Source organism: Cellulomonas sp. P4_H4 (genome assembly GCF_056400865.1).
Genome location: NZ_JBFUKL010000001.1, coordinates 623522 through 644280, shown reverse-complemented (window position 1 = coordinate 644280; position 20759 = coordinate 623522). Strand labels below are relative to the sequence as shown.

The following is a 20759-nucleotide window of genomic DNA, read 5'->3' as shown; positions in this document are numbered from 1 at the left end:
CCGCACTCGGGCGTGTCGCTTGGCGCGACACACCGTTGCGCTGCGTACCGTTGTCGGCACGAGATCGGTGGTTGTTGTCGGGCGCCAACCTCCGGGTGAACCCGGGGTCCAGACGCCGTCCACGTGTGCGAGCCCCGTCGTGTGCAGCGCGCGCAAACGCGCCGCCCTCAACTAGGCAACCTGAACAGTGTGCCAGAACGGGCGTAGGAACTCCAATCGCCTGCGTCACACCTGGCGTGATCTCCCGCGTGATCTCTCGCACAGGCGTCGCACCTCCGGGCGACGTTCAGGCCTGGCCGTCCGAGCTCAAGTAGCGCAGGACTGCCAGGACGCGGCGGTTGTCGGCCGGTGACTCGCGGACGTCGAGCTTCTGCAGGATGGTACGGACGTTCGCCTCGACGGTCTTCTCGCTCAGGAACAGCCGTTGGGCGATGGCCGCGTTGGTCCGCCCCTCGGCCACGATCGCGAGCACCTCTCGCTCTCGGGCCGAGAGCGCCTCGAGCGGACCGTGGCCACGTGGTCGCCGCAGCACGGTGCTGACGATCGTCGGGTCGACGACGCACTCCCCCGCGACCACCCGCTCGAGGGCGTCGAGCAGCACCCCGAGGTGCGAGACGCGGTCCTTGAGCAGGTAGCCGATGTGGCCCGGGACCTCCTCCAGCAAGCCGGTCGCGTAGTGCGACTCGAGGTATTGCGAGAGGACGAGCACCCCGAGCGTCGGCCGCGCGGCGTGCAGGTCGCGGGCGGCGCGCAGCCCCTCGTCGGTCTGGGTCGGGGGCATGCGGATGTCGACGATCACCGCATCGGGTGCCGTTCGCGCGACCTCCTCCATCAGCACGGTGGCGTTGTCGGCGGTGCCGACGACGTCCACCCCGTTGTCGGTGAGCAGCCTGGCCAAGCCCTCGCGCAGCAGCAGCGAGTCGTCCGCAATGACAACCTTCACCGCTGACCTCCGGTCGGGATGCGCGCGGAGACGACTGTGCCGCGGCCGGGCGGGCTGGTCACGTCGAACGTCCCGCCCAGGGCGGCGACCCGGTCTGCCAGCCCTTGGAGGCCGCCGCCGGCCGCGTCGGCACCACCGACGCCGTCGTCGGCGATCTCCACGTGTACCGAACCGTTCACCTGGCGGACCGCGACGTGGACGTCGTGAGCACGCGCATGCTTGGCGGCGTTCGTCATGGCCTCGCTGCAGATGAAGTAGACGGCCGACTCGACGATCTCGGGCAGTCGTCCCACCGTGACGGTCGCGTCGGCGGGCAGCACGGCCCGCAGGCCGTCGGTGGCGAGCACCTCGGGTCGCAGGCCCTGCGCGAAGCGACCCAGCTCCAGCCGCGCCGCGGCGGTCGCGTCGCTGAGCGCCTGCAGATCGGCGCGCGCGGCGGGATCGGCAGGTACCGCCGTCCGCAGCATCTGTTCGGCGAGTTCCAGGTCGCGTACCGGGCCGTCCGAGAGCTCGGCCAGCAGCAGGCGGTGCTGGTCGTCCGTCGCCTCGACGAGACGCCGCCGCGCGGCAGTCAGCTCGGTTGCACGCCGGGCGATGTCATCCCTCAACCGCTGGTTCGCCACTGCCAGTCGCAGCGCCGCGACGGCGCCGGACAGCAGCGCGGGGTCGTCGAGCAGCCCGCCGTCGTGGACGAGCACTGCCACGACCCGGCCCTCGTCCGACACCGGGGTGACCACCCGACCGGGCCCGTTGGTGTCGATCGCGGCGCCGGCCTCGTCGACGAACGTCCCGCCGGGACGGGCATACCCGAGGCGCAAGGTCGCGTCGCCCAGAGCGCGGCGCAGCTCAGCCTCGAGGCTGGCGTCCTGACGGTCGCCGCCGAGCTGGGTGACCAGGTCGGCGACGGTGGCGTCGGTCCAGCCACCGTGCAGGAGGTCGAGCGCCAGCCAAACCGAGACGACGATCATGACGGCGTCGTAGGCCAGCGCCAGTGCGTCGTCCGCCTGCCAGTCCAGCAGCTGGTTGGCGGCGCCGAGGCCGACGACCGAGGCGAAGAGCAGGGCCGCGATCAGTGCGGGCAGGCCCGCCTTCCGTGCCGGGCCAGACGTTCTCAGATAGGTGTCGAGCGCGGCAAGCGCCACGACGACCGCCACCGCGGCGGTGATCGACGGCGCCGATCCCCACCCCTCGGCGACAGCCCAGACGTACGCGCCGGCCACGACGAGCCGGATGGGCCAGCGGTGCAGCCGCCCGGTCGGGTAGGACAGGTGCATATGGACCATCGGTCCGCGGTGCAGGAACACGAGATACGCGCTGGCATCGCCCAGGAACCACGTGGCCGAGGCGAGTCCGAGCAGCAGACCGACCCGGTGCCCGGGCCGACGGATCAGAACGAGGGCCGCGGCGCCGACCAGCACGAGCCCGACTGCCAGGTCGGCCGCGGCCAAGGTGCCCCCGGACATCGGCTCACCCTGCCAGCTCGACGACGGCGGCCGCCGTGAGTCGCGACTTGGGGACGAACCCGCGCGCCCGCGTCGTGGCCATCTGGTCGGCGTACTCGGACGCGTCCCGGCTGGAGGTGAGCACGACCGCGGGCGGATCGGGACACTGCGTCAGGCGCTCGCACACATCGAAGCCGTTGCCGTCCGGCAGCGCGACGTCGAGCAGGACGACCTCGGGGCGCAGCTCTGCCACCCGGGCCACGGCCTCGGCTGCGCCGGCGGCCTCGCCGACGACGTCGTGCCCGGCGGCTTCGAGGATTCGCCGTGCGACCGCGCGGAAGCCAGCGTGGTCATCGACGATCAGGAACCGGGCCGCTGTCACCTGTTGATGGTGGCAGCGACCCGTCCCTCCCGCAGCAGTGCTGTCCCTACTTTCCCCCGGCGGCGGCCTGCAGGACCCACGGGTGACTGGCCCAGACCACCTCGGTGTCGCATGCGGTCGAACGCGGGTTGGCCAGCGTGAGGGTCGAGCCGTCGAACGTGAAGTCGAAGACCGCCGGATCGACGCCGGGTTGGTCTTCGTCCAGCTCGAAGTTGTCCCGATAGGTCTTGTAGCTGCCGGTCCAGCCGAGCTGCCTGCTGCCGGACGCGTAGTCGTACTGGCGGATCTGGTCGCCCTTCACCTCCATCTCGACCTTGAACGGCTTGGCGCTCGTGGCGGCGGGGTTGTAGAAGGGGTCTCCGGGCTCGCAGTACTTGGGGATGTCGACACTCAGGTCGGCCGTGAACCCGTAGGTGCCGTCGGGCAGGACGCCCCCGGACCGCGATGGGCTGTCGACTCCATCGCAGGTGACCGTGTCGGGCGGGGTGGCAGAGTCGGCTTTGAGGGCTCGGATCTGCTCCAGCCACGCCTTGCTCGCGGCACCAGTGGACGCGATCTGTTCGTACACGGGCTCGAACGCGGTCTCGAACTCCCCAAGCTGTTCCGGCGTAGAGGACGACACTGTGATCCCCGCGTTGCACAGGTCCGCGATCGCTTCGGTGTCCTCGTCGCGCGAAGCGTCCAGCGCGGCGCTCTGAGCGACCTTCGCTGCGTCCCGCAGAATCCTGCGCTGCTCGTCCGACAACCTCTGCCACGCCTTGGGTGCGGCGATGATTGCCAGCGGGCGCGGCCACAGGTTGACGTTGCCGACGATGTCTGCCGCGCCCTGCTCCTCGTAATGGTTGAGCCACACGAGCCCGATCTGCGGGTCGTACGCATCGACCTCGTCGATCGGTGCACCCGTGCCCAGGTGGACAGTGGTGGCGCCCAGCGCTTGGTACGCCGCCTCGGACAGCGCAGAGGTCTGGGTCCCGACGACCTTGCCGCGGAATGCATCCGGCGAGGTGAACGCGTCGGCCTTGCTCATCGGCCGACGCAGCGGCCCGGGCAGGACGCCGACCCCGACGACACCGATGCGATCGACCCCGGCGAGCATCTCGTCCGGGATCCCGGCGTCGAACACCTTGCCCTGCAGGTCCTGGCTGTCGATGAGCAACGGTGCGAGCATCGCCTGGAAGTCCGTGACCCCCAGGGTGTCGAAGACCCGCGGCCCGACCCATGCGAGGTCGACGGTCCCGTCCTTCACGTCCTGCACGATGGTGGACTCGTACTCGGGTTCGGGGTGGTGGATGTCGTCCTGAAACTCGATCTTGAGCCCGCCGTGGGAGAGCTTGTCGACGTTCTCGGCGAACGCCGACAACTGATCCGGGGGCGAGCCGTTGCCGTTGCCCAGGGTCAGCGTCGTGACCGTCGTTCCAGCGTTGCCGCCGGCACGGTCGTTGCTGGTACATCCCGTCGTCACGAGCCCGGCGACCGCGACCGTCGCAGCCAGTCGGGCGACCCATGTCCGCCGCATCGCGCACCTCTCTCATCGGATGCACCGACGCTATGGACACGGAGCTGGCACGACACCCGGGGTACCCCTCGAGGATCGGGCGTCGGACGAGTGCTGACCATCGTCCCGCTCGCGCCCGCTCGGTGCCACGATCGATGCATGCCGACTCGGCTGGCGATCATGGTGTGCGGCGTCCTGGCGGGCGCGTTCACGCTCACGATCGCTCGCGACGGGAAGGCGTTCTCGGCCACCGAGGGGACTCTCGCCGGGCTCACGCTTCTGATGAGCGCCTGCGTGGCACTCACCGCCGCTGCTGCGTGGAACGTGCAGCGGCGCGGACGGCGAGCCGTCGCGATCTTGCTGCTCCTCGCGGCGCTCGCCTGGTGCGTGGGCGAGTGGGGCAATCCCACGGCCCACGCCCTGGTGTTCACGATCGGGCTCGCGTTCCTCGCAGCGACGCCGGTGCTGGTGCTGCACGCCGCGGTCGCCGCGACCGGGATGTCGACCGACCGTCCGGCACGGATCGTGGTGACCACCGGCTATCTCGTGATGCTCGGCGCGGTGGGCGTTGGGAGTGCCCTCACCTTCGATCCCGACGCGTCCGGCTGCTCGTGGTGTTCCGCGAACCTGCTCGACGTGGTGCACGGGACCAACGCATGGGTGCACGCCGGCGGACTCGGAATCGGGGCCGGCACCGTCTGGCTGTGCGCGTCGCTCCTGCTGCTCGGGTGGTGGTTCCTGCGCGCGGGCAGGCTCCCGCGTCGGGACGCGTCCTGGTTCGTCCTCGCCTCGGCTGCGTATCTGGCCGTGGAGCTCGTCCGGTACGCGCGCAGCCTGGACAGCGGTCGGTTCGCCTCGGGTGCCGATGCCCGGAGGTTGTGGCAGGTCGAGGCGCTCTGCCTGATCGCCGTCGCGCTCGCCGCGGTAGGGGACGTGATGCGGGCCCATCGGGCGGAACGGGCGCTGACCCGGGTGGTCAGCGAGCTGGGAAGCAGCGACGACCTGACGGCGAGCCTGGCCCGACGTCTAGGCGATCCGGACCTGCGCCTGGCCTATCCGTCAGGGGACGGCGGGGGCTACCTGGACGGCACGGGCCGCCCGGTGGATCTCGTCGCCCGGATTGGCCTCACCCTGACCGCCGTTGAGCGCTCCGGGACGACCGTAGCGGTGATCGCCCATCGATCGGGTGTCGCGCCGCGCCGGGTCCGCGAGCTCGCGGACGCGGTGCGCCTGGCACTCGACCACGAGCGGCTCCGCGTCCAGGCGCTCGCCCAGCTGGACGCGCTGCGCCAGTCGGGGGCGCGTCTCGTCGCGGCCGGCGATGCCGAACGGCGCCGACTGGAGCGGGACCTGCACGACGGGGCACAGCAGCACCTCGTCGCCCTGCTGCTCTCCGTGCGCCTGGCCCGCCGAGCGCGGGACGAGCTGGCCGAGGTCGAACGGCTGCTCGAGTCGTCGGTCGAGCGGTTGCGGACGTTGGCACGCGGGCTGTACCCGGTCCTGCTGGAACGGGCGGGGCTCGCCGTGGCGCTCCGCGCACTCGCCGAGACACGTGCGCTGCGGATCGAATCGCTGCCGGACGAGCCGCTGCCTGCACTCGTCGAGTCCACGGTGTACCTGGTGGTCGAGCGCGCCTCGCGGGCGGGCCCGTCGAGCGTCCGGATCGCGAGGGCCACGGGAATGGTGGAGGTGCAGGTACAGGTCGACGGTGAGCTACCCGACCTTGCCGCGATAGCCGATCGGGTCACCGCCCTGGACGGAGGGATGCGCGTCGACCCGTGCGACGGCCGGACGAAGGTGACCGCCACGCTGCCGTTGCCGGCAGATCTCCTGGTCGCGGACGGTCCTGCGTAGTCGGTCGGGCCGGGACGCAGAAGGGCCCGACAGCCGAAGCTGTCGGGCCCTTCTGTCAGATCAGCAGCCCCGAGGGGCGAGCATCACTTGATGATCTTGATGACCTTGCCCGAGCCGACGGTGCGGCCACCCTCGCGGATGGCGAAGCCGAGGCCCTCTTCCATCGCGATGGGCTGGATGAGGGTCACGTGGATCTCGGTGTTGTCGCCGGGCATGACCATCTCGGTGCCCTCGGGGAGCGTGATGACACCGGTGACGTCGGTGGTGCGGAAGTAGAACTGGGGGCGGTAGTTCCCGTAGAACGGGTTGTGACGGCCGCCCTCGTCCTTGGCCAGGATGTAGACCTGGCCCTCGAACTCGGTGTGCGGCGTGATCGAGCCGGGCTTGACGACGACCTGGCCGCGCTCGACCTCCTCGCGCTTCGTGCCACGCAGGAGCAGACCGACGTTCTCGCCGGCCTCGGCGTAGTCGAGCAGCTTGCGGAACATCTCGACGCCGGTGACCGTGGTCTTGATCGCCTTCTCCTTGATGCCGACGATCTCCACCTCCTCGTTCACCTTGAGCTTGCCGCGCTCCACGCGACCGGTGACGACGGTGCCACGACCGGTGATCGTGAAGACGTCCTCGATCGGCATGAGGAAGGGCTTGTCGATGTCGCGCACCGGGTCCGGGACGGACTCGTCGACGGCGTCGAGCAGGGCCTCGACGGACTTGACCCAGACCGGGTCGCCCTCGAGAGCCTTCAGGCCGGAGACGCGCACGACGGGAACCTCGTCACCATCGAAGCCCTGGGCGGAGAGGAGCTCGCGCACCTCCATCTCGACGAGGTCCAGGATCTCCTCGTCGTCGACCATGTCGGTCTTGTTCAGCGCCACGAGCAGGTAGGGCACGCCGACCTGACGGGCGAGCAGGACGTGCTCACGCGTCTGGGCCATCGGGCCGTCGGTGGCGGCGACCACGAGGATGGCGCCGTCCATCTGCGCCGCGCCCGTGATCATGTTCTTGATGTAGTCCGCGTGACCGGGAGCGTCGACGTGAGCGTAGTGACGCTTCTCCGTCTGGTACTCGACGTGCGCGATGTTGATGGTGATACCGCGCTGCTTCTCCTCAGGCGCCTTGTCGATCTCGTCGAAAGGCGTGAAGGGGTTCAGGTCCGGGTACTTGTCGTGCAGCACCTTCGAGATGGCCGCGGTCAGCGTCGTCTTACCGTGGTCGACGTGACCGATCGTGCCGATGTTGACGTGCGGCTTCGTCCGCTCGAACTTCGCCTTGCCCACTGGGTGTCCTCCTCAGGACTTGGTAGAGATTGGCCGACGGTGCGGCTACCGGAGAGTAGCTGCTTGGCGCGGCGTCCTACGGGTCGGTTTGTGTGATGGAACTACAGGTTTCGACCTGTGGGACTACTCGCCCCGGGTCTTCTTGATGATCTCGTCGGCAACGTTCCGAGGAACCTCGGCGTAGCTGTCGAACTGCATCGAGTACACCGCACGACCCTGGGTCTTGGACCGCAGGTCGCCGACGTACCCGAACATCTCGGAAAGGGGGACCTGCGCACGGACGACCTTCACGCCCGTCGCGTCCTCCATGGACTGGATCATGCCGCGGCGCGAGTTGATGTCGCCGATGACGTCACCCATGTACTCCTCAGGAGTACGGACCTCGACGGCCATGACCGGCTCGAGGAGAACCGGGTCGGCCTTGCGGACCGCTTCCTTGAGGATCATCGATCCCGCGATCTTGAACGCCATCTCCGAGGAGTCGACGTCGTGCGCGGCACCGTCGAGCAGGATCGCCTTGACGCCCACGAGCGGGAAGCCCGCGAGGACGCCGAGCTGCATCGCGCTCTGGATCCCGGCGTCGACCGACGGGATGTACTCGCGCGGGATGCGGCCACCGGTGACCTTGTTCGAGAACTCGTAGATCTCGCCGTCCGCGGTGTCGAGCGGCTCGAAGGTCATCTGGACCTTCGCGTACTGGCCCGACCCACCGGTCTGCTTCTTGTGCGTGTAGTCGATCTTCTCGACCGAGCGACGGATCGTCTCGCGGTAGGCCACCTGCGGCTTGCCGACGTTGGCCTCGACCTTGAACTCGCGACGCATGCGGTCCACGAGGATGTCGAGGTGGAGCTCGCCCATGCCGCCGATGACGGTCTGGCCGGTCTCCTCGTCGTGCTTGACGCGGAACGTCGGGTCCTCCTCGGCCAGCTTCTGGATGGCCACGGAGAGCTTCTCCTGGTCACCCTTCGTCTTCGGCTCGATGGCGACGTCGATGACCGGCTCCGGGAACGTCATGGACTCGAGCACGACCGGGTGTGCCGGGTCGCACAGCGTGTCACCCGTGGTGACGTCCTTGAGGCCGATGAACGCGTAGATGTGGCCGGCCGTGGCGTCCTCGACCGGGTTCTCCTTGTTGGAGTGCATCTGGAAGAGCTTCCCGATGCGCTCCTTCTTGTTCTTGGTCGAGTTGAGCACCTGGGCGCCCTGCGCCACCTTGCCGGAGTAGACCCGGACGTAGGTGAGCTTGCCGAAGAACGGGTGCGACGCGACCTTGAACGCGAGGGCCGAGAACGGCTCCGTCGAGTCGGGGTGACGCTCGACGACGAGCTCCGGGTCCTTCATGTCGTGGCCCTCGACCGCGGGGACGTCCAGGGGCGTCGGCAGGTAGTCGATGACGGCGTCGAGCATGGGCTGGACGCCCTTGTTCTTGAACGCCGAACCGCACAGGACGGGGTACGCCTGCGACTTGACCGTGAGCTGGCGGATGCCGGCCTTGATCTCGGCCTCGGTCAGCTCCTCGCCACCGAGGAACTTCTCGAGCAGCTCGTCGTCCGTCTCGGCGACGGCCTCGAGGAGCTCGGCGCGGTACTGCTCGGCCTTCTCGACGAGGTCGGCGGGGATGTCCTCGACCTCGTACTTCTCGCCCAGGGCGGTCTCGCCGCGCCAGACGAGGGCACGCATGGTGACCAGGTCGACGACGCCGATGAAGTCGTTCTCCGAGCCGATGGGCAGCTGGATGACCAGCGGCTTGGCCTTGAGGCGGTTCACGATGGTGTCGACCGTGAAGTAGAAGTCGGCGCCGAGCTTGTCCATCTTGTTGACGAAGCAGATGCGCGGGACGTCGTACTTGTCGGCCTGACGCCAGACGGTCTCCGACTGGGGCTCGACGCCCTCCTTGCCGTCGAAGACGGCGACGGCGCCGTCGAGCACGCGCAGCGAGCGCTCGACCTCGACCGTGAAGTCCACGTGGCCAGGGGTGTCGATGATGTTGATCTGGTTGTCGTGCCAGTAGCAGGTCGTCGCGGCGGACGTGATCGTGATGCCGCGCTCCTGCTCCTGCTCCATCCAGTCCATCGTCGAGGCACCGTCGTGCGTCTCACCGATCTTGTAGTTGACCCCGGTGTAGAAGAGGATCCGCTCGGTGGTCGTCGTCTTGCCGGCGTCGATGTGAGCCATGATGCCGATGTTGCGGACCTTTGTGAGGTCGGTGAGCACGTCGAGTGCCACGTGAATTGCCCCTTACCGGTTAGGTCGTGGTGGTGGCGCGGTCCCGTCCGCGTGGTGCGGACGGGCCGCGCCGTCCTGCCGGGATTACCAGCGGTAGTGCGCGAAGGCCTTGTTGGACTCCGCCATCTTGTGCATGTCCTCGCGACGCTTCACCGCGGCACCCAGGCCGTTGGACGCGTCGAGGATCTCGTTCATGAGGCGCTCGGTCATCGTCTTCTCGCGGCGAGCGCGCGAGTAGTCCGTGAGCCAGCGCAGCGCGAGGGTGGTCTGGCGGACCGGGCGCACCTCGACGGGCACCTGGTACGTGGCGCCACCGACGCGGCGCGAACGCACCTCGAGCGACGGGCGGACGTTGTCCAGCGCGCGCTTGAGCACGACGACCGGGTCGCCCTGCGTCTTCTCACGAACGCCCTCGAGGGCGCCGTAGACGATGTGCTCCGCGACGGACTTCTTGCCGTCGAGCAGGACCTTGTTGATCAGCTGCGTGACGACCGGGGACCCGTAGACGGGGTCGATGACGAGCGGCCGCTTCGGGGCCGGACCCTTGCGAGGCATCAGCCCACCTTCTTCGCGCCGTAGCGGCTGCGCGCCTGCTTACGGTTCTTGACGCCCTGCGTGTCGAGGGCGCCACGGACGATCTTGTAACGGACACCCGGGAGGTCCTTCACACGGCCACCGCGGACGAGCACGATCGAGTGCTCCTGCAGGTTGTGACCGACACCGGGGATGTACGCGGTGACCTCGACCTGGCTCGAGAGGCGAACGCGCGCGACCTTGCGGAGGGCGGAGTTCGGCTTCTTGGGGGTCGTGGTGTAGACGCGGGTGCACACACCGCGTCGCTGGGGGGAGCCCTTGAGGGCAGGCGTCTTCGACTTGTTCGTCTTCGCCTGCCGGCCCTTGCGGACCAGCTGCTGGATCGTAGGCACTACGTCTCCGTCTGTTGGATGAACTCTGGTCGACCGGCTCCGTCACCCTGGACGGCCGGCATGGTCGGGGATCGTCGCCCGTCGCGCGACTACCTCAGGTCTCGAGTCCCGCACCGACCCCCGCACCCGGGCGTGTCGCCCCCGTCTTCCGCACCGCAGCCCGCAAGAGACGTTCCTTGCCGGAGTGACGGCGCGATGGAGGGGGAACCACCGGTGCACCCCGTGAATCGGGTGCATGCGCGAGAGCCCGACGGCGCGGGCACGGTGTCCTACGTTACCTGGCGCCCGGAAGGGCGTCAAAGCGGGACTCCATCACATCACGGCTGGCACCCGGACCGACACCCGGACCGACACCAACGACACACAACCGCTCGGCCCCCGGTTTTCATCCAGGGCGCAGGGGACGTTCTTCATGTGTCCGGTATCACACCAAATGCCCCTGCTCCCCTCCCTTCATGAGGCGCCGAGCCCGGCGCCGCCTTTCTGAGGGGGCTCTGTCATGAAGCGTCACTACTACCTGCGCGGCAACCTGGTCGAGGTCGACCAGGTGGACGACGTGGTCGCCGTCCGAGGCGCCGCACCCGCGCCCGAGCTCGCCCGTGGCATCGACGCGGCCGCCGCGGTGCGCAACGCCGTCCCGGGCGTCGACGAGGAGTCGCTCGCCGTGTTCGCGGCCGCCGGGTGGCGCGTCGTCGAACCCGCGCCGGGGCGGTCAGCCGACGAGGTCCGTGCGCGAGGCCAGCGCGCGGCCGATGCCGACGCAGGGACGGTCCTGGTCGGACGCGGCGGTCGCGTCTCGATCGCCACCGACCTGCTGAACGTGCAGCTCGCGGGAGACCCGACCGAGACCGAGACCGATGCGATCCTGACGGACGCCGGGCTCGCGAAGGTCGGCGCCCTGCGGTTCGCGCCGCACCTGTACGAGGTCCGTGCCATCTCGGGCGACGCGCTGGCCGCCTCGGTCACGCTGCACGACGACCCGCGTTTCGTCTTCGCCGAGCCGTCGCTGCTCGAGCACATCCCCGGCCGGTTCACGCCGGCCGACCCGCGGTACGGCGAGCAGTGGCAGTGGAGCAACACCGGCCAGCTCGGCGGCACCGTCGGCGCGGACGTCAGCGCCGAGGCCGCGTGGGACCACACCTTCGGCGCGGGCATCCGCGTCGCGGTCATCGACAACGGCTTCGACGCCGACCACGAGGACCTGGCCGCGGGCGTCGCCGCCGGCTCCGGCTTCTTCCAGTCCGGCTCACCTGCGACCTTCACCTCGGGCACGGCAGGGATGCCAGGGAGCGACCACGGGACGTTCTGTGCCGGGATGGTGGGCGCACGCTCGGGCAACGGCCTGGGCGGCGTCGGAGCCGCTCCCGAGTCGGACCTCATGCTCGTCGCCTGCCTGGGTGACCAGGTGGGCACCCAGACGACGCTGGCACGCGCCATCGCCTACGCGGCCGACCCGACCACCGAGGGCGGCTCCGCGGCGAACGGGGCCGACATCATCGTGTCCTCGCTCGGCCCGAACGGCGCCGCGTGGGACCTCACCTCGACGCTCGACCTGGCTCTCGTCGGCGCCGCCGCGAACGGTCGTGGCGGCCTCGGGACGGCCATCTTCTGGGCGGCCAGCAACGGCAACAACGTCGACATCCTCGAGGACGAGGTGGTGTCGCACGCCGACGTCATCGCGGTGGTCCGGTCGACCAACATGGACCTCGAGGACAACGCCGCCCGCGGGCCCGAGGTCGAGCTCATCGCACCCGGTGTCAACGTGGTCAGCACGCACGAGGACGACGACTACGGCCCCTGGACCGGCACGAGCTTCGCTGCCCCGTGCGCCGCCGGCTGCGCGGCGCTCGCCCTGTCGGTCCGCCCGACCCTCACGCGTGACCAGCTGCGCGAGATCATGCACACGACGGCCGACCAGATCGGTGGCGTGGTCTACGACGCGGCCGGGCACAACGACGACTACGGCTTCGGCCGGGTCAACGCGTCGGCCGCCGTCCGGGCCGCGGCCCGGCGGGTCGCGCTCATGACCGACCCCGTCGACTTCAACGACGTGCCCGAGGGCGAGACGACCGCGCGCTCGATCACGTGGGACGTGGAGGGCGTCGAGGACTTCACGTTCGAGGTGACCAGCGGTCCGACCACGACCACGGGCCCCGCGAACGCGTTCCAGCTGCTCCTCGGCCCGAGCGTCCTGCTCCCGTCGCCGGGGGTCGGGGTCACCGCGCAGGCCCGCATCTGGTTGACCTACACGGGCACGACCGCCGGAGACACCGCGACCGGCACGATCGAGGTGCACAGCGTCGCGACGGACGAGACGTGGACCGTCGACCTGCAGGCCAACACGATCGAGCGCCCGACGGCCGCGGTCGTCATGGTGATGGACCAGTCCGGCTCGATGGACGCCGACGCCGGCGACGGACGCACCCGCGTGCAGGTGCTGCGCGAGTCGGCCGGGATCCTCGTCGACACCCTGCGTGCCGACACCGGGATCGGCATCGTCCGGTTCGATGACGACGCCACGCCGTTCATGTCGGTCACCGACGCCGGCCCCGAGGTCTTCGGCGTCGGCCGCGCGCAGGCCGCTGCCCTCGTCGCGGGCCACACCGCCAACCCGGCGGGGATGACGTCGATCGGCGACGGTGTCGTCGAAGGAGGGCTGCTCCTCGACGCCGCGGCACCGACCTACGACACGACGGCGATGATCGTCCTCACCGACGGCCAGGAGAACAGCCCTGCCTTCATCGCGGACGTCACCGCGAGCATCGACGACCAGGTGTTCGCGATCGGTCTCGGCACCCCGTCGGCGATCAACCCCGCGGCGCTGACTGCGCTGACCAATGGCACCGGCGGCTACGTCAACGTCACCGGCGACCTGTCCGTCGACAAGAGGTTCCTGCTGGCGAAGTACTACCTGCAGATCCTCGCCGGGGTGACCAACGACCAGGTGGTGCTCGACCCGGACGGCTACCTGCAGCCCGGCGACACGGTGAAGGTCCCGTTCGACCTGACCACCGCGGACATCTCCAGCGACGTCATCCTGCTCACGCCCGTGCCCGACGCGATCCGGTTCACGATCGTCACGCCCAGCGGCGCGACCCTCAGCCCGACCGCGAGCGGCGTCACGTTCGTCAAGGGCGCGCAGGTGGCGTACTACCGGTTCACGCTCCCCCAGGTCGACCCGGGCGGGAACGCGGACTGGGCGGGCACGTGGCAGGCGGTCCTCGAGCTCGAGAAGCGTACGTACCAGGCGTACCTCAACAAGCTCGAGTCGAGCGACCTCAAGACCTACGAGTTCGTCGTGAAGAACGGGCTCCGCTGGGTCGTCGAGGTGCACAGCCGGTCGAACGTCCGCTTCGGTGCGACGCTCGAGCAGTCCTCGACCGACCCGGGTGCGGTCATGACCGTGACCGCGACGGTCGACGAGATGCAGATCCCGGTCGATGCGGGCCGCGTGAAGGTCTACGCGGAGGTCACGACGCCGACCGGCCCGGTCGTCCTGCCGATCGATCCCGTCCAGGACGGGGTGTTCGTCGGCAAGCTCACGGCGAAGGACTACGGGCTCTACACGTTCCGCGTGATCGCCGACGGCACCACGCTGCGCAAGGAGCACTTCACGCGTGAGCAGCTGCTCTCGGGTGCCGTGTACGTCCCGGACAAGCCCCAGGACGAGGGCGGCCACGACGGCGGCGACAAGGGTTGCGACAGGACGATCGCGATCTTCGTCGACACCGTGAAGGGCAACGCACGGCTGGCCAAGATGCTCGACGCGTACCTGCGACGCAACGGCTCGAGCCTCAAGGAGCTGCTGGCCTGCCTGAGGGGCCGGGGCCGTGGCGCCACCGGCAACGCCTCCCTGGCCGACGCGCTGCGCACCGCGGCCGATGCCCTGGAGTCCCGGTGACGCTGTTGCGCTGCCGCGTGACCGGGGACGCGCCGACCCTGCGCGCGTTCCTCGCCGAGACCGGCGCCGACGTCCCGTGCCGCCCCGTGGCGGTCCGGGACGCCGGGGCCGGCTCCGGCGGGCTGGTGCTCCAGGTCCTCCTCGAGGACACGGAGGTCAGTGCTCGGGCGGGTCGGGCCGACGGACCGGAGATCCAGGTGGTGGAGGACGTCACCGCCGCGACGGATGCGGCCCGCCAGGAGGTCTCCCCCGGCGGGCGCTACGCCGACCGGGCCGCCGTCCCACGCGGCCTCGGCCGCAATGAGTGAGGACATGTACTCGACGACCGACGAGCTCGAGGCCGCGCTGGCGAGCCTCGCAGCGGCCTACCCGACCACCAGCACGCTGCACGCGGTGCCGCACCCGACGCACGACGGCCGCCCGGCCCATGTCCTTCGGGTCGGCGCGCGCACCGACGGACCGGACGGCATCGTGATCCTCGGCGGGGTGCACGCCCGAGAGTGGATCCCGCCGGAGATGTGCGTCAGCCTGGCCGCCGACCTGCTCGAGGCCTACGCGACCGGCACCGGCCTCGGCTACGGCGGGGTGTCGTTCACCGCCACCGAGGTCCACCGCATCATGCAGACCGTCGACCTCTACGTGTTCGCGTGCGTCAACCCGGACGGTCGGGTGCACAGCCAGGCGACGGAGTCGCTGTGGCGCAAGAACCGACGAGCCAACGGTGGCGGCTGCTTCGGCGTCGACCTCAACCGGAACTTCGACTTCCTCTGGGACCACACGGCCAAGTTCGCGAGGGACTCCGAGGTGAACACGTCGTCCGACCCGTGCAACGCGACGGTGTACCGCGGCCCGTCAGCGGCGTCCGAGCCCGAGACGCAGAACGTCGTCTGGCTGCTCGACACGTTCCCGGTCCGGTGGCTGGTCGACGTGCACAGCGCCGTGCCGGTGGTCCTGTACAGCTGGGGCTCCGACACCGACCAGACGGCCGACACGACGCAGAGCTTCCTCAACGCGTCGCTGGACACCGTCCGCGGCCGCCTCGGCGACGGGGTCGGTGAGTACCTCACCACGCACGACCTGTCGGTCGGCAGCACCCTCGCCACGACCATGAGCGACCAGGCCCTCGCCGTGCGCGGGACCGTCTGGCCCGTCGAGCAGGCCATGACGCTCTACCCGACCTCCGGGGCGAGCGACGACTACTCGTTCTCCCGGCACTTCGCCGACCCGGCCCGACCGGTCGTCCATGCCTGGACCATCGAGTGCGGGTCCTCGTTCCAGCCCGCGTGGTCGGAGGCCGAGCAGGTCGTGCTGGAGACCTCTGCTGCGCTGCTCCGGTTCGCGCTGGACGCCTACGAGGTCACCGACGGCTTGTCGGTCACGCCCGTCAACACGTCGCTCGACCTGCAGGTGGTCGAGCTCGCGACCTCGGCGCAGGCCGCCATTCTCGACGTGAGCGGGGCGCACGACGTCACTCTCGTGGCGACCGTCTCCCCCGGGTTCGAGCTGCCCCTCGGGGACACGGTCCACGTGGCCGGTCCGGGACTCGGGTCCACGACCCAGGGCCGGGTGTGGGTCTCGTGGACCGCGGGACCGGCGGGCACGACGGCGACGGGAGGCCTGACCATCCGGTGCCCCGAGACGGACGAGGAGTGGGTCGTGCCCATCTCCGCGACGTCGCTGCCCGCCGTCTCGGTCGCCGTCGGGCTGGTCCTCGACGCGTCCGGATCGATGCTCGCCGACGCAGGAGACGGCCGGGCACGCGTCGACGTGCTCAAGGACGCGGCCGCCGTGTTCCTCGCGGTCGTGCAGCCTCGGCACGGCGTCGGGGTGGTGAAGTTCGACGAGGACGCGACGACCGTGCTCGCCGTGACCACCGTCGGGCCCGAGCACTTCGGACCCGGCAGGGCGGCGGCACAGGCTGCGGTCGCGGCCCACGTGCCGAACCCCGACGGGTCGACGTCGATCGGCGACGGAGTCCTGGCCGGTCAGGCGGTCCTGGCGGGTTCCGTCGGGTTCGACCTCGACGCGCTCGTCGTGCTCACGGACGGCGAGGAGAACGAGCCCGCCTGGATCGCGGACGTCGTGCCGGGCAACCGGACGTTCGCCATCGGGCTCGGCCGCCCCGAGGTGCTGAACCCGGCCGCGCTGGGTGCCCTGGTCGGCGGGGACGGGTGGGTCGGCGTCACCGGCGACATCTCGATCGACGAGCGGTTCCTGCTGGCGCAGTACTTCCTGCAGGCGCTCGCCGGCGCGACGAACGACCAGATCGTCACGAGCTGAGGACGCCCGAGGGGCCCCACCGCATGCGGTGGGGCCCCTCAGTGTGTGTCACCTCAGCGGTAGTCGCCGAAGTCGATGTCCTCGAGCGGGATCGCCTCGCCGGAGCCGAGGCCCAGGGCGGGGAAGTCGATCTCGTCGTAGCCGAAGGTCGGGTACAGCTCGGCCTTGGCCTCCTCGGTGGGCTCGACCGCGATGTTGCCGTAGCGGGGCAGACCCGTTCCGGCCGGGATGAGCTTGCCGAGGATGACGTTCTCCTTGAGGCCGAGCAGCGGGTCGGAACGACCCGACATCGCAGCCTCGGTGAGCACGCGGGTGGTCTCCTGGAAGGAGGCCGCCGACAGCCACGAGTCCGTCGCGAGCGACGCCTTCGTGATGCCCATGAGCTCGGGACGACCGGAGGCCGGCTGGCCGCCCTCGGACACCGCAGCGCGGTTCGCGTCCTCGAAGCGCCCACGCTCGGCGAGCTCGCCGGGCAGCAGGTCGGTCGTACCGGAGTCGAGGACCGTCACGCGACGCAGCATCTGCCGCACGATGACCTCGATGTGCTTGTCGTGGATGTCCACACCCTGCGACGAGTAGACGACCTGCACCTCGTCGACCAGGTGCTTCTGCGTCGCACGCGGGCCGAGGATGCGCAGGACCTTCTTCGGGTCGACCGCACCCTGGACCAGCTGGGTACCGACGGAGACGTGGTCGCCGTCCGAGATCAGCAGGCGCGTGCGCTTGGTGATCGGGTAGGCGATCTCCTCGGAACCGTCGTCCGGCGTGAGCACGAGGCGACGCGAGCGGTCCCCGTCCTCGACCGCGATGCGACCCGAGAACTCCGCGATGGGCGCCTCACCCTTGGGGGTGCGGGCCTCGAAGAGCTCCTGGACGCGGGGCAGACCCTGCGTGATGTCGTCGGCCGAGGCCACGCCACCGGTGTGGAACGTACGCATGGTCAGCTGCGTGCCGGGCTCACCGATCGACTGGGCCGCGATGATGCCGACGGCCTCGCCGATGTCGACGAGCTTGCCGGTGGCCAGCGAACGGCCGTAGCAACGCGCGCAGGTGCCGACGCGGGACTCGCAGGTGAGGACCGAGCGGATCTTGAGCGTGTCGACGCCCGCCTCGAGGAGACGGTCGAGCAGCACGTCGCCGACGTCGTCACCGGCGTGACCGATGACCTCGCCGTCGACCTCGATGTCGCTCGCCAGGGTGCGCGAGTAGACGCTGGTCTCCACCTTGTCGTGGCGACGCAGCGGGCTGCCGGCGCCCGCGGACGGGACACCGATCGGCATCGTGAGGCCACGCTCGGTGCCACAGTCGTCCTCGCGGACGATGACGTCCTGCGAGACGTCCACCAGACGACGGGTCAGGTAGCCCGAGTCGGCGGTCCGCAGAGCGGTGTCCGCCAGACCCTTACGGGCACCGTGCGTCGCGATGAAGTACTCGAGGACCGACAGCCCCTCGCGGTAGTTCGACTTGATCGGGCGAGGGATGATCTCGCCCTTCGGGTTGGCGACGAGGCCACGCATACCGGCGATCTGGCGAACCTGCATCCAGTTACCACGGGCTCCCGAGCCGACCATCTTGTAGACGGTGTTGTGCTTCGGGAAGTTCTCCTGCATCGCCTTGGCGACCTTGTCCGTGGCCTGCGTCCAGATCTCGATGAGCTCCTGACGACGCTCGTCGTCGGTGATCAGGCCCTTCTCGTACTGGCCCTGCACCTTCGCCGCGCGGCCCTCGTGCTCCTCGAGGATGGCTGCCTTGGCCGACGGGGTCGCGACGTCCGAGATGGAGATCGTGACGCCCGAGCGGGTGGCCCAGCGGAAGCCGGCCTCCTTGAGCGCGTCCAGGGACGCAGCGACCTCGACCTTGGGGTACCGCTCGGCCAGGTCGTTGACGATGACCGAGAGGCGCTTCTTGTCGACGACGCCGTTCTCGTACGGGTAGTCGACCGGGAGCAGCTCGTTGAACAGCGCCCGACCCAGGGTCGTCTCGTAGAGCAGCGCGTCGCCCTCGGTCCAGCCCTCGGGTGCCGCCTCCTCGGAGAGGACGAGGTCCTCGAAGCGAATCTTGATGACGGCGTTGAGGTCCAGGGAACCCTGGTCGAACGCCATCATCGCCTCGGAGACCGTGCTGAACGCACGGCCGGCGCCGAGGGGCTCGTCCTTGTCGTTGGTCAGGTGGTACAGACCGATGATCATGTCCTGCGAGGGCATGGTCACCGGACGCCCGTCCGACGGCTTCAGGATGTTGTTGCTCGAGAGCATGAGGATGCGGGCCTCGGCCTGCGCCTCGGCGCTCAGGGGCAGGTGGACGGCCATCTGGTCACCGTCGAAGTCCGCGTTGAACGCGGCGCAGACGAGCGGGTGCAGGTGGATCGCCTTGCCCTCGACGAGCTGGGGCTCGAACGCCTGGATGCCCAGACGGTGCAGCGTGGGTGCACGGTTGAGCAGCACCGGGTGCTCCGTGATGACCTCTTCGAGGACATCCCAGACCACGGGGCGCGCGCGCTCGACCATGCGCTTGGCCGACTTGATGTTCTGCGCGTGGTTCAGGTCCACCAGGCGCTTCATGACGAACGGCTTGAACAGCTCGAGCGCCATCTGCTTGGGCAGGCCGCACTGGTGCAGCTTGAGCTGCGGGCCGACGACGATGACCGAACGGCCCGAGTAGTCGACGCGCTTGCCGAGCAGGTTCTGACGGAACCGACCCTGCTTGCCCTTGAGCATGTCCGAGATCGACTTGAGCGGGCGGTTGCCCGGACCGGTCACCGGACGGCCACGGCGGCCGTTGTCGAACAGCGAGTCGACGGCCTCCTGGAGCATCCGCTTCTCGTTGTTGACGATGATCTCGGGCGCGCCGAGGTCGAGCAGCCGCTTGAGGCGGTTGTTCCGGTTGATCACGCGGCGGTACAGGTCGTTCAGGTCCGAGGTGGCGAACCGGCCACCGTCGAGCTGGACCATCGGACGCAGGTCCGGCGGGATGACCGGGACGGCGTCGAGCACCATGCCGGTAGGCGAGTTGCTCGTCGTGAGGAACGCGTTGACGACCTTCAGACGCTTGAGGGCACGCGTCTTGCGCTGGCCCTTGCCCGTCTTGATGATCTCGCGCAGCGAGTCGGACTCGGCCTCCAGGTCGAAGGCCTCGAGGCGCTTCTGGATCGCCGCGGCGCCCATCGAGCCCTCGAAGTAGTTGCCGAAGCGGTCCTGGAGCTGGCGGTACAGCATCTCGTCGCCCTCGAGGTCAGCGACCTTGAGGTTCTTGAAGCGGTCCCACACGGTGTCCAGGCGCTCGAGCTCGAGGTCGGCACGCTTGCGCAGCTGAGCCATCTCGCGCTCGGCCGAGTCGCGCACCTTGCGGCGGGCGTCGGCCTTGGCACCCTCGGCCTCGAGCTCGGCCAGGTCGGCCTCGAGCTTGGTGGCGCGGGTGTTGATGTCGTTGTCCCGGCGGTCCGAGATCTCCTTCTTCTCCAGGTCGATCCCGTTCTGGAGGTTGGGGAGGTCCTCGTGACGACCGTCGACGTCGACCCAGGTGATCATGTACGCCGCGAAGTAGATGACCTTCTCGAGGTCCTTCGGGGCGAGGTCGAGCAGGTAGCCGAGACGCGACGGCACACCCTTGAAGAACCAGATGTGCGTGACGGGCGCGGCGAGCTCGATGTGGCCCATGCGCTCACGACGGACCTTCGAGCGGGTCACCTCGACGCCGCAGCGCTCGCAGATGATGCCCTTGAAGCGCACGCGCTTGTACTTGCCGCAGTAGCACTCCCAGTCCCGGGTGGGACCGAAGATCTTCTCGCAGAACAGGCCATCCTTCTCCGGCTTCAGGGTCCGGTAGTTGATGGTCTCGGGCTTCTTGACCTCGCCGTGCGACCAGGCACGGATGTCGTCGGCAGTGGCAAGGCCGATACGCAGCTCGTCGAAGACGTTGACGTCGAGCAAGGGGGGTCCTACTTCCTTCGCTTGCCGGCTTTTGTCAGCCGGCTGACGGAAATGTTGCTAAGGGTGCGGGCGCCCGCCGCCCGCCCTCACGGAAAGGGCGGCGG

General features: G+C 69.5%; 13 protein-coding genes. 4 read left to right on the top strand and 9 right to left on the bottom strand.

The genetic code is table 11. From position 1 onward, the window contains the following. Positions 1–286 precede the first annotated feature (286 nt). The 4 genes from AC1DPN_RS03210 to AC1DPN_RS03195 are packed head-to-tail and all read right to left on the bottom strand — an operon-like array spanning position 287 to position 4283. A complete protein-coding gene (locus AC1DPN_RS03210; protein WP_477083260.1) occupies positions 287–943 on the bottom strand; it encodes a LuxR C-terminal-related transcriptional regulator in 657 nt (218 codons plus the stop codon). Continuing rightward, positions 940–2406: a sensor histidine kinase gene (locus tag AC1DPN_RS03205; protein ID WP_477083259.1), complete on the bottom strand. Its 1467-nt coding sequence runs from the start codon at positions 2404–2406 to the stop codon at positions 940–942. Before AC1DPN_RS03205 ends, AC1DPN_RS03210 begins: the two co-directional genes overlap by 4 nt. A gap of 4 nt (positions 2407–2410) precedes the next feature. Continuing rightward, on the bottom strand, positions 2411–2767 hold the full coding sequence (locus AC1DPN_RS03200) for a response regulator (protein ID WP_477083258.1): 357 nt from the start codon (positions 2765–2767) through the stop codon (positions 2411–2413). A gap of 46 nt (positions 2768–2813) precedes the next feature. Beyond that, the gene (locus tag AC1DPN_RS03195) at positions 2814–4283 is read right to left on the bottom strand and encodes a TRAP transporter substrate-binding protein (RefSeq protein WP_477083257.1); all 1470 of its coding nucleotides are present in this window, start codon (positions 4281–4283) and stop codon (positions 2814–2816) included. A gap of 138 nt (positions 4284–4421) precedes the next feature. Here AC1DPN_RS03195 and AC1DPN_RS03190 point away from each other — a divergent pair, with 138 nt between their 5' ends. Continuing rightward, positions 4422–6116, top strand: a complete 1695-nt coding sequence (locus tag AC1DPN_RS03190) for a sensor histidine kinase (protein WP_477083256.1) — start codon at positions 4422–4424, stop codon at positions 6114–6116. A gap of 83 nt (positions 6117–6199) precedes the next feature. Here AC1DPN_RS03190 and tuf read toward each other — a convergent pair whose 3' ends face one another. The 4 genes from tuf to rpsL form a co-directional block, all read right to left on the bottom strand. Further along, positions 6200–7393, bottom strand: a complete 1194-nt coding sequence (gene tuf / locus AC1DPN_RS03185) for an elongation factor Tu (protein WP_477083255.1) — start codon at positions 7391–7393, stop codon at positions 6200–6202. 123 nt (positions 7394–7516) lie between these two features. Beyond that, positions 7517–9619 carry an elongation factor G gene (gene fusA, locus AC1DPN_RS03180; RefSeq protein WP_477083254.1) on the bottom strand — a complete coding sequence of 701 codons (2103 nt, stop codon included), beginning with the start codon at positions 9617–9619 and terminating at the stop codon, positions 7517–7519. 84 nt (positions 9620–9703) lie between these two features. Further along, positions 9704–10174 (bottom strand): 30S ribosomal protein S7, encoded by a 471-nt coding sequence (gene rpsG / locus AC1DPN_RS03175; RefSeq protein WP_028045072.1) that lies wholly within the window; start codon positions 10172–10174, stop codon positions 9704–9706. After that, a complete protein-coding gene (rpsL, locus tag AC1DPN_RS03170) occupies positions 10174–10545 on the bottom strand; it encodes a 30S ribosomal protein S12 (protein WP_013770160.1) in 372 nt (123 codons plus the stop codon). Before rpsL ends, rpsG begins: the two co-directional genes overlap by 1 nt. Before the next feature lie 499 nt (positions 10546–11044). Here rpsL and AC1DPN_RS03165 point away from each other — a divergent pair, with 499 nt between their 5' ends. The 3 genes from AC1DPN_RS03165 to AC1DPN_RS03155 are packed head-to-tail and all read left to right on the top strand — an operon-like array spanning position 11045 to position 16726. Then, positions 11045–14446 carry a S8 family serine peptidase gene (locus AC1DPN_RS03165; protein ID WP_477083253.1) on the top strand — a complete coding sequence of 1134 codons (3402 nt, stop codon included), beginning with the start codon at positions 11045–11047 and terminating at the stop codon, positions 14444–14446. Further along, positions 14443–14754, top strand: coding sequence for a hypothetical protein (locus tag AC1DPN_RS03160; RefSeq protein WP_477083252.1), 312 nt, complete (start codon positions 14443–14445; stop codon positions 14752–14754). The genes AC1DPN_RS03165 and AC1DPN_RS03160 overlap by 4 nt, the downstream gene beginning before the upstream one ends. A 4-nt stretch (positions 14755–14758) precedes the next feature. Further along, positions 14759–16726: a M14 family zinc carboxypeptidase gene (locus tag AC1DPN_RS03155; RefSeq protein WP_477083251.1), complete on the top strand. Its 1968-nt coding sequence runs from the start codon at positions 14759–14761 to the stop codon at positions 16724–16726. Positions 16727–16779: 53 nt separating this feature from the next. Here AC1DPN_RS03155 and AC1DPN_RS03150 read toward each other — a convergent pair whose 3' ends face one another. Continuing rightward, entirely contained in the window at positions 16780–20655 is a 3876-nt protein-coding gene (locus tag AC1DPN_RS03150; protein WP_477083250.1) for a DNA-directed RNA polymerase subunit beta', read from the bottom strand. Positions 20656–20759: the final 104 nt, after the last annotated feature.

Excerpts from the sequence above, each read along its gene's own strand:
- AC1DPN_RS03205 (WP_477083259.1), bottom strand. The coding sequence starts at position 2,406 with ATGTCCGGGGGCACCTTGGCCGCGGCCGACCTGGCAGTCGGGCTCGTG.
- AC1DPN_RS03165 (WP_477083253.1), top strand. The coding sequence starts at position 11,045 with ATGAAGCGTCACTACTACCTGCGCGGCAACCTGGTCGAGGTCGACCAG.
- AC1DPN_RS03195 (WP_477083257.1), bottom strand. The coding sequence starts at position 4,283 with ATGCGGCGGACATGGGTCGCCCGACTGGCTGCGACGGTCGCGGTCGCC.
- AC1DPN_RS03190 (WP_477083256.1), top strand. The coding sequence starts at position 4,422 with ATGCCGACTCGGCTGGCGATCATGGTGTGCGGCGTCCTGGCGGGCGCG.
- AC1DPN_RS03155 (WP_477083251.1), top strand. The coding sequence starts at position 14,759 with ATGTACTCGACGACCGACGAGCTCGAGGCCGCGCTGGCGAGCCTCGCA.
- rpsG (WP_028045072.1), bottom strand. The coding sequence starts at position 10,174 with ATGCCTCGCAAGGGTCCGGCCCCGAAGCGGCCGCTCGTCATCGACCCC.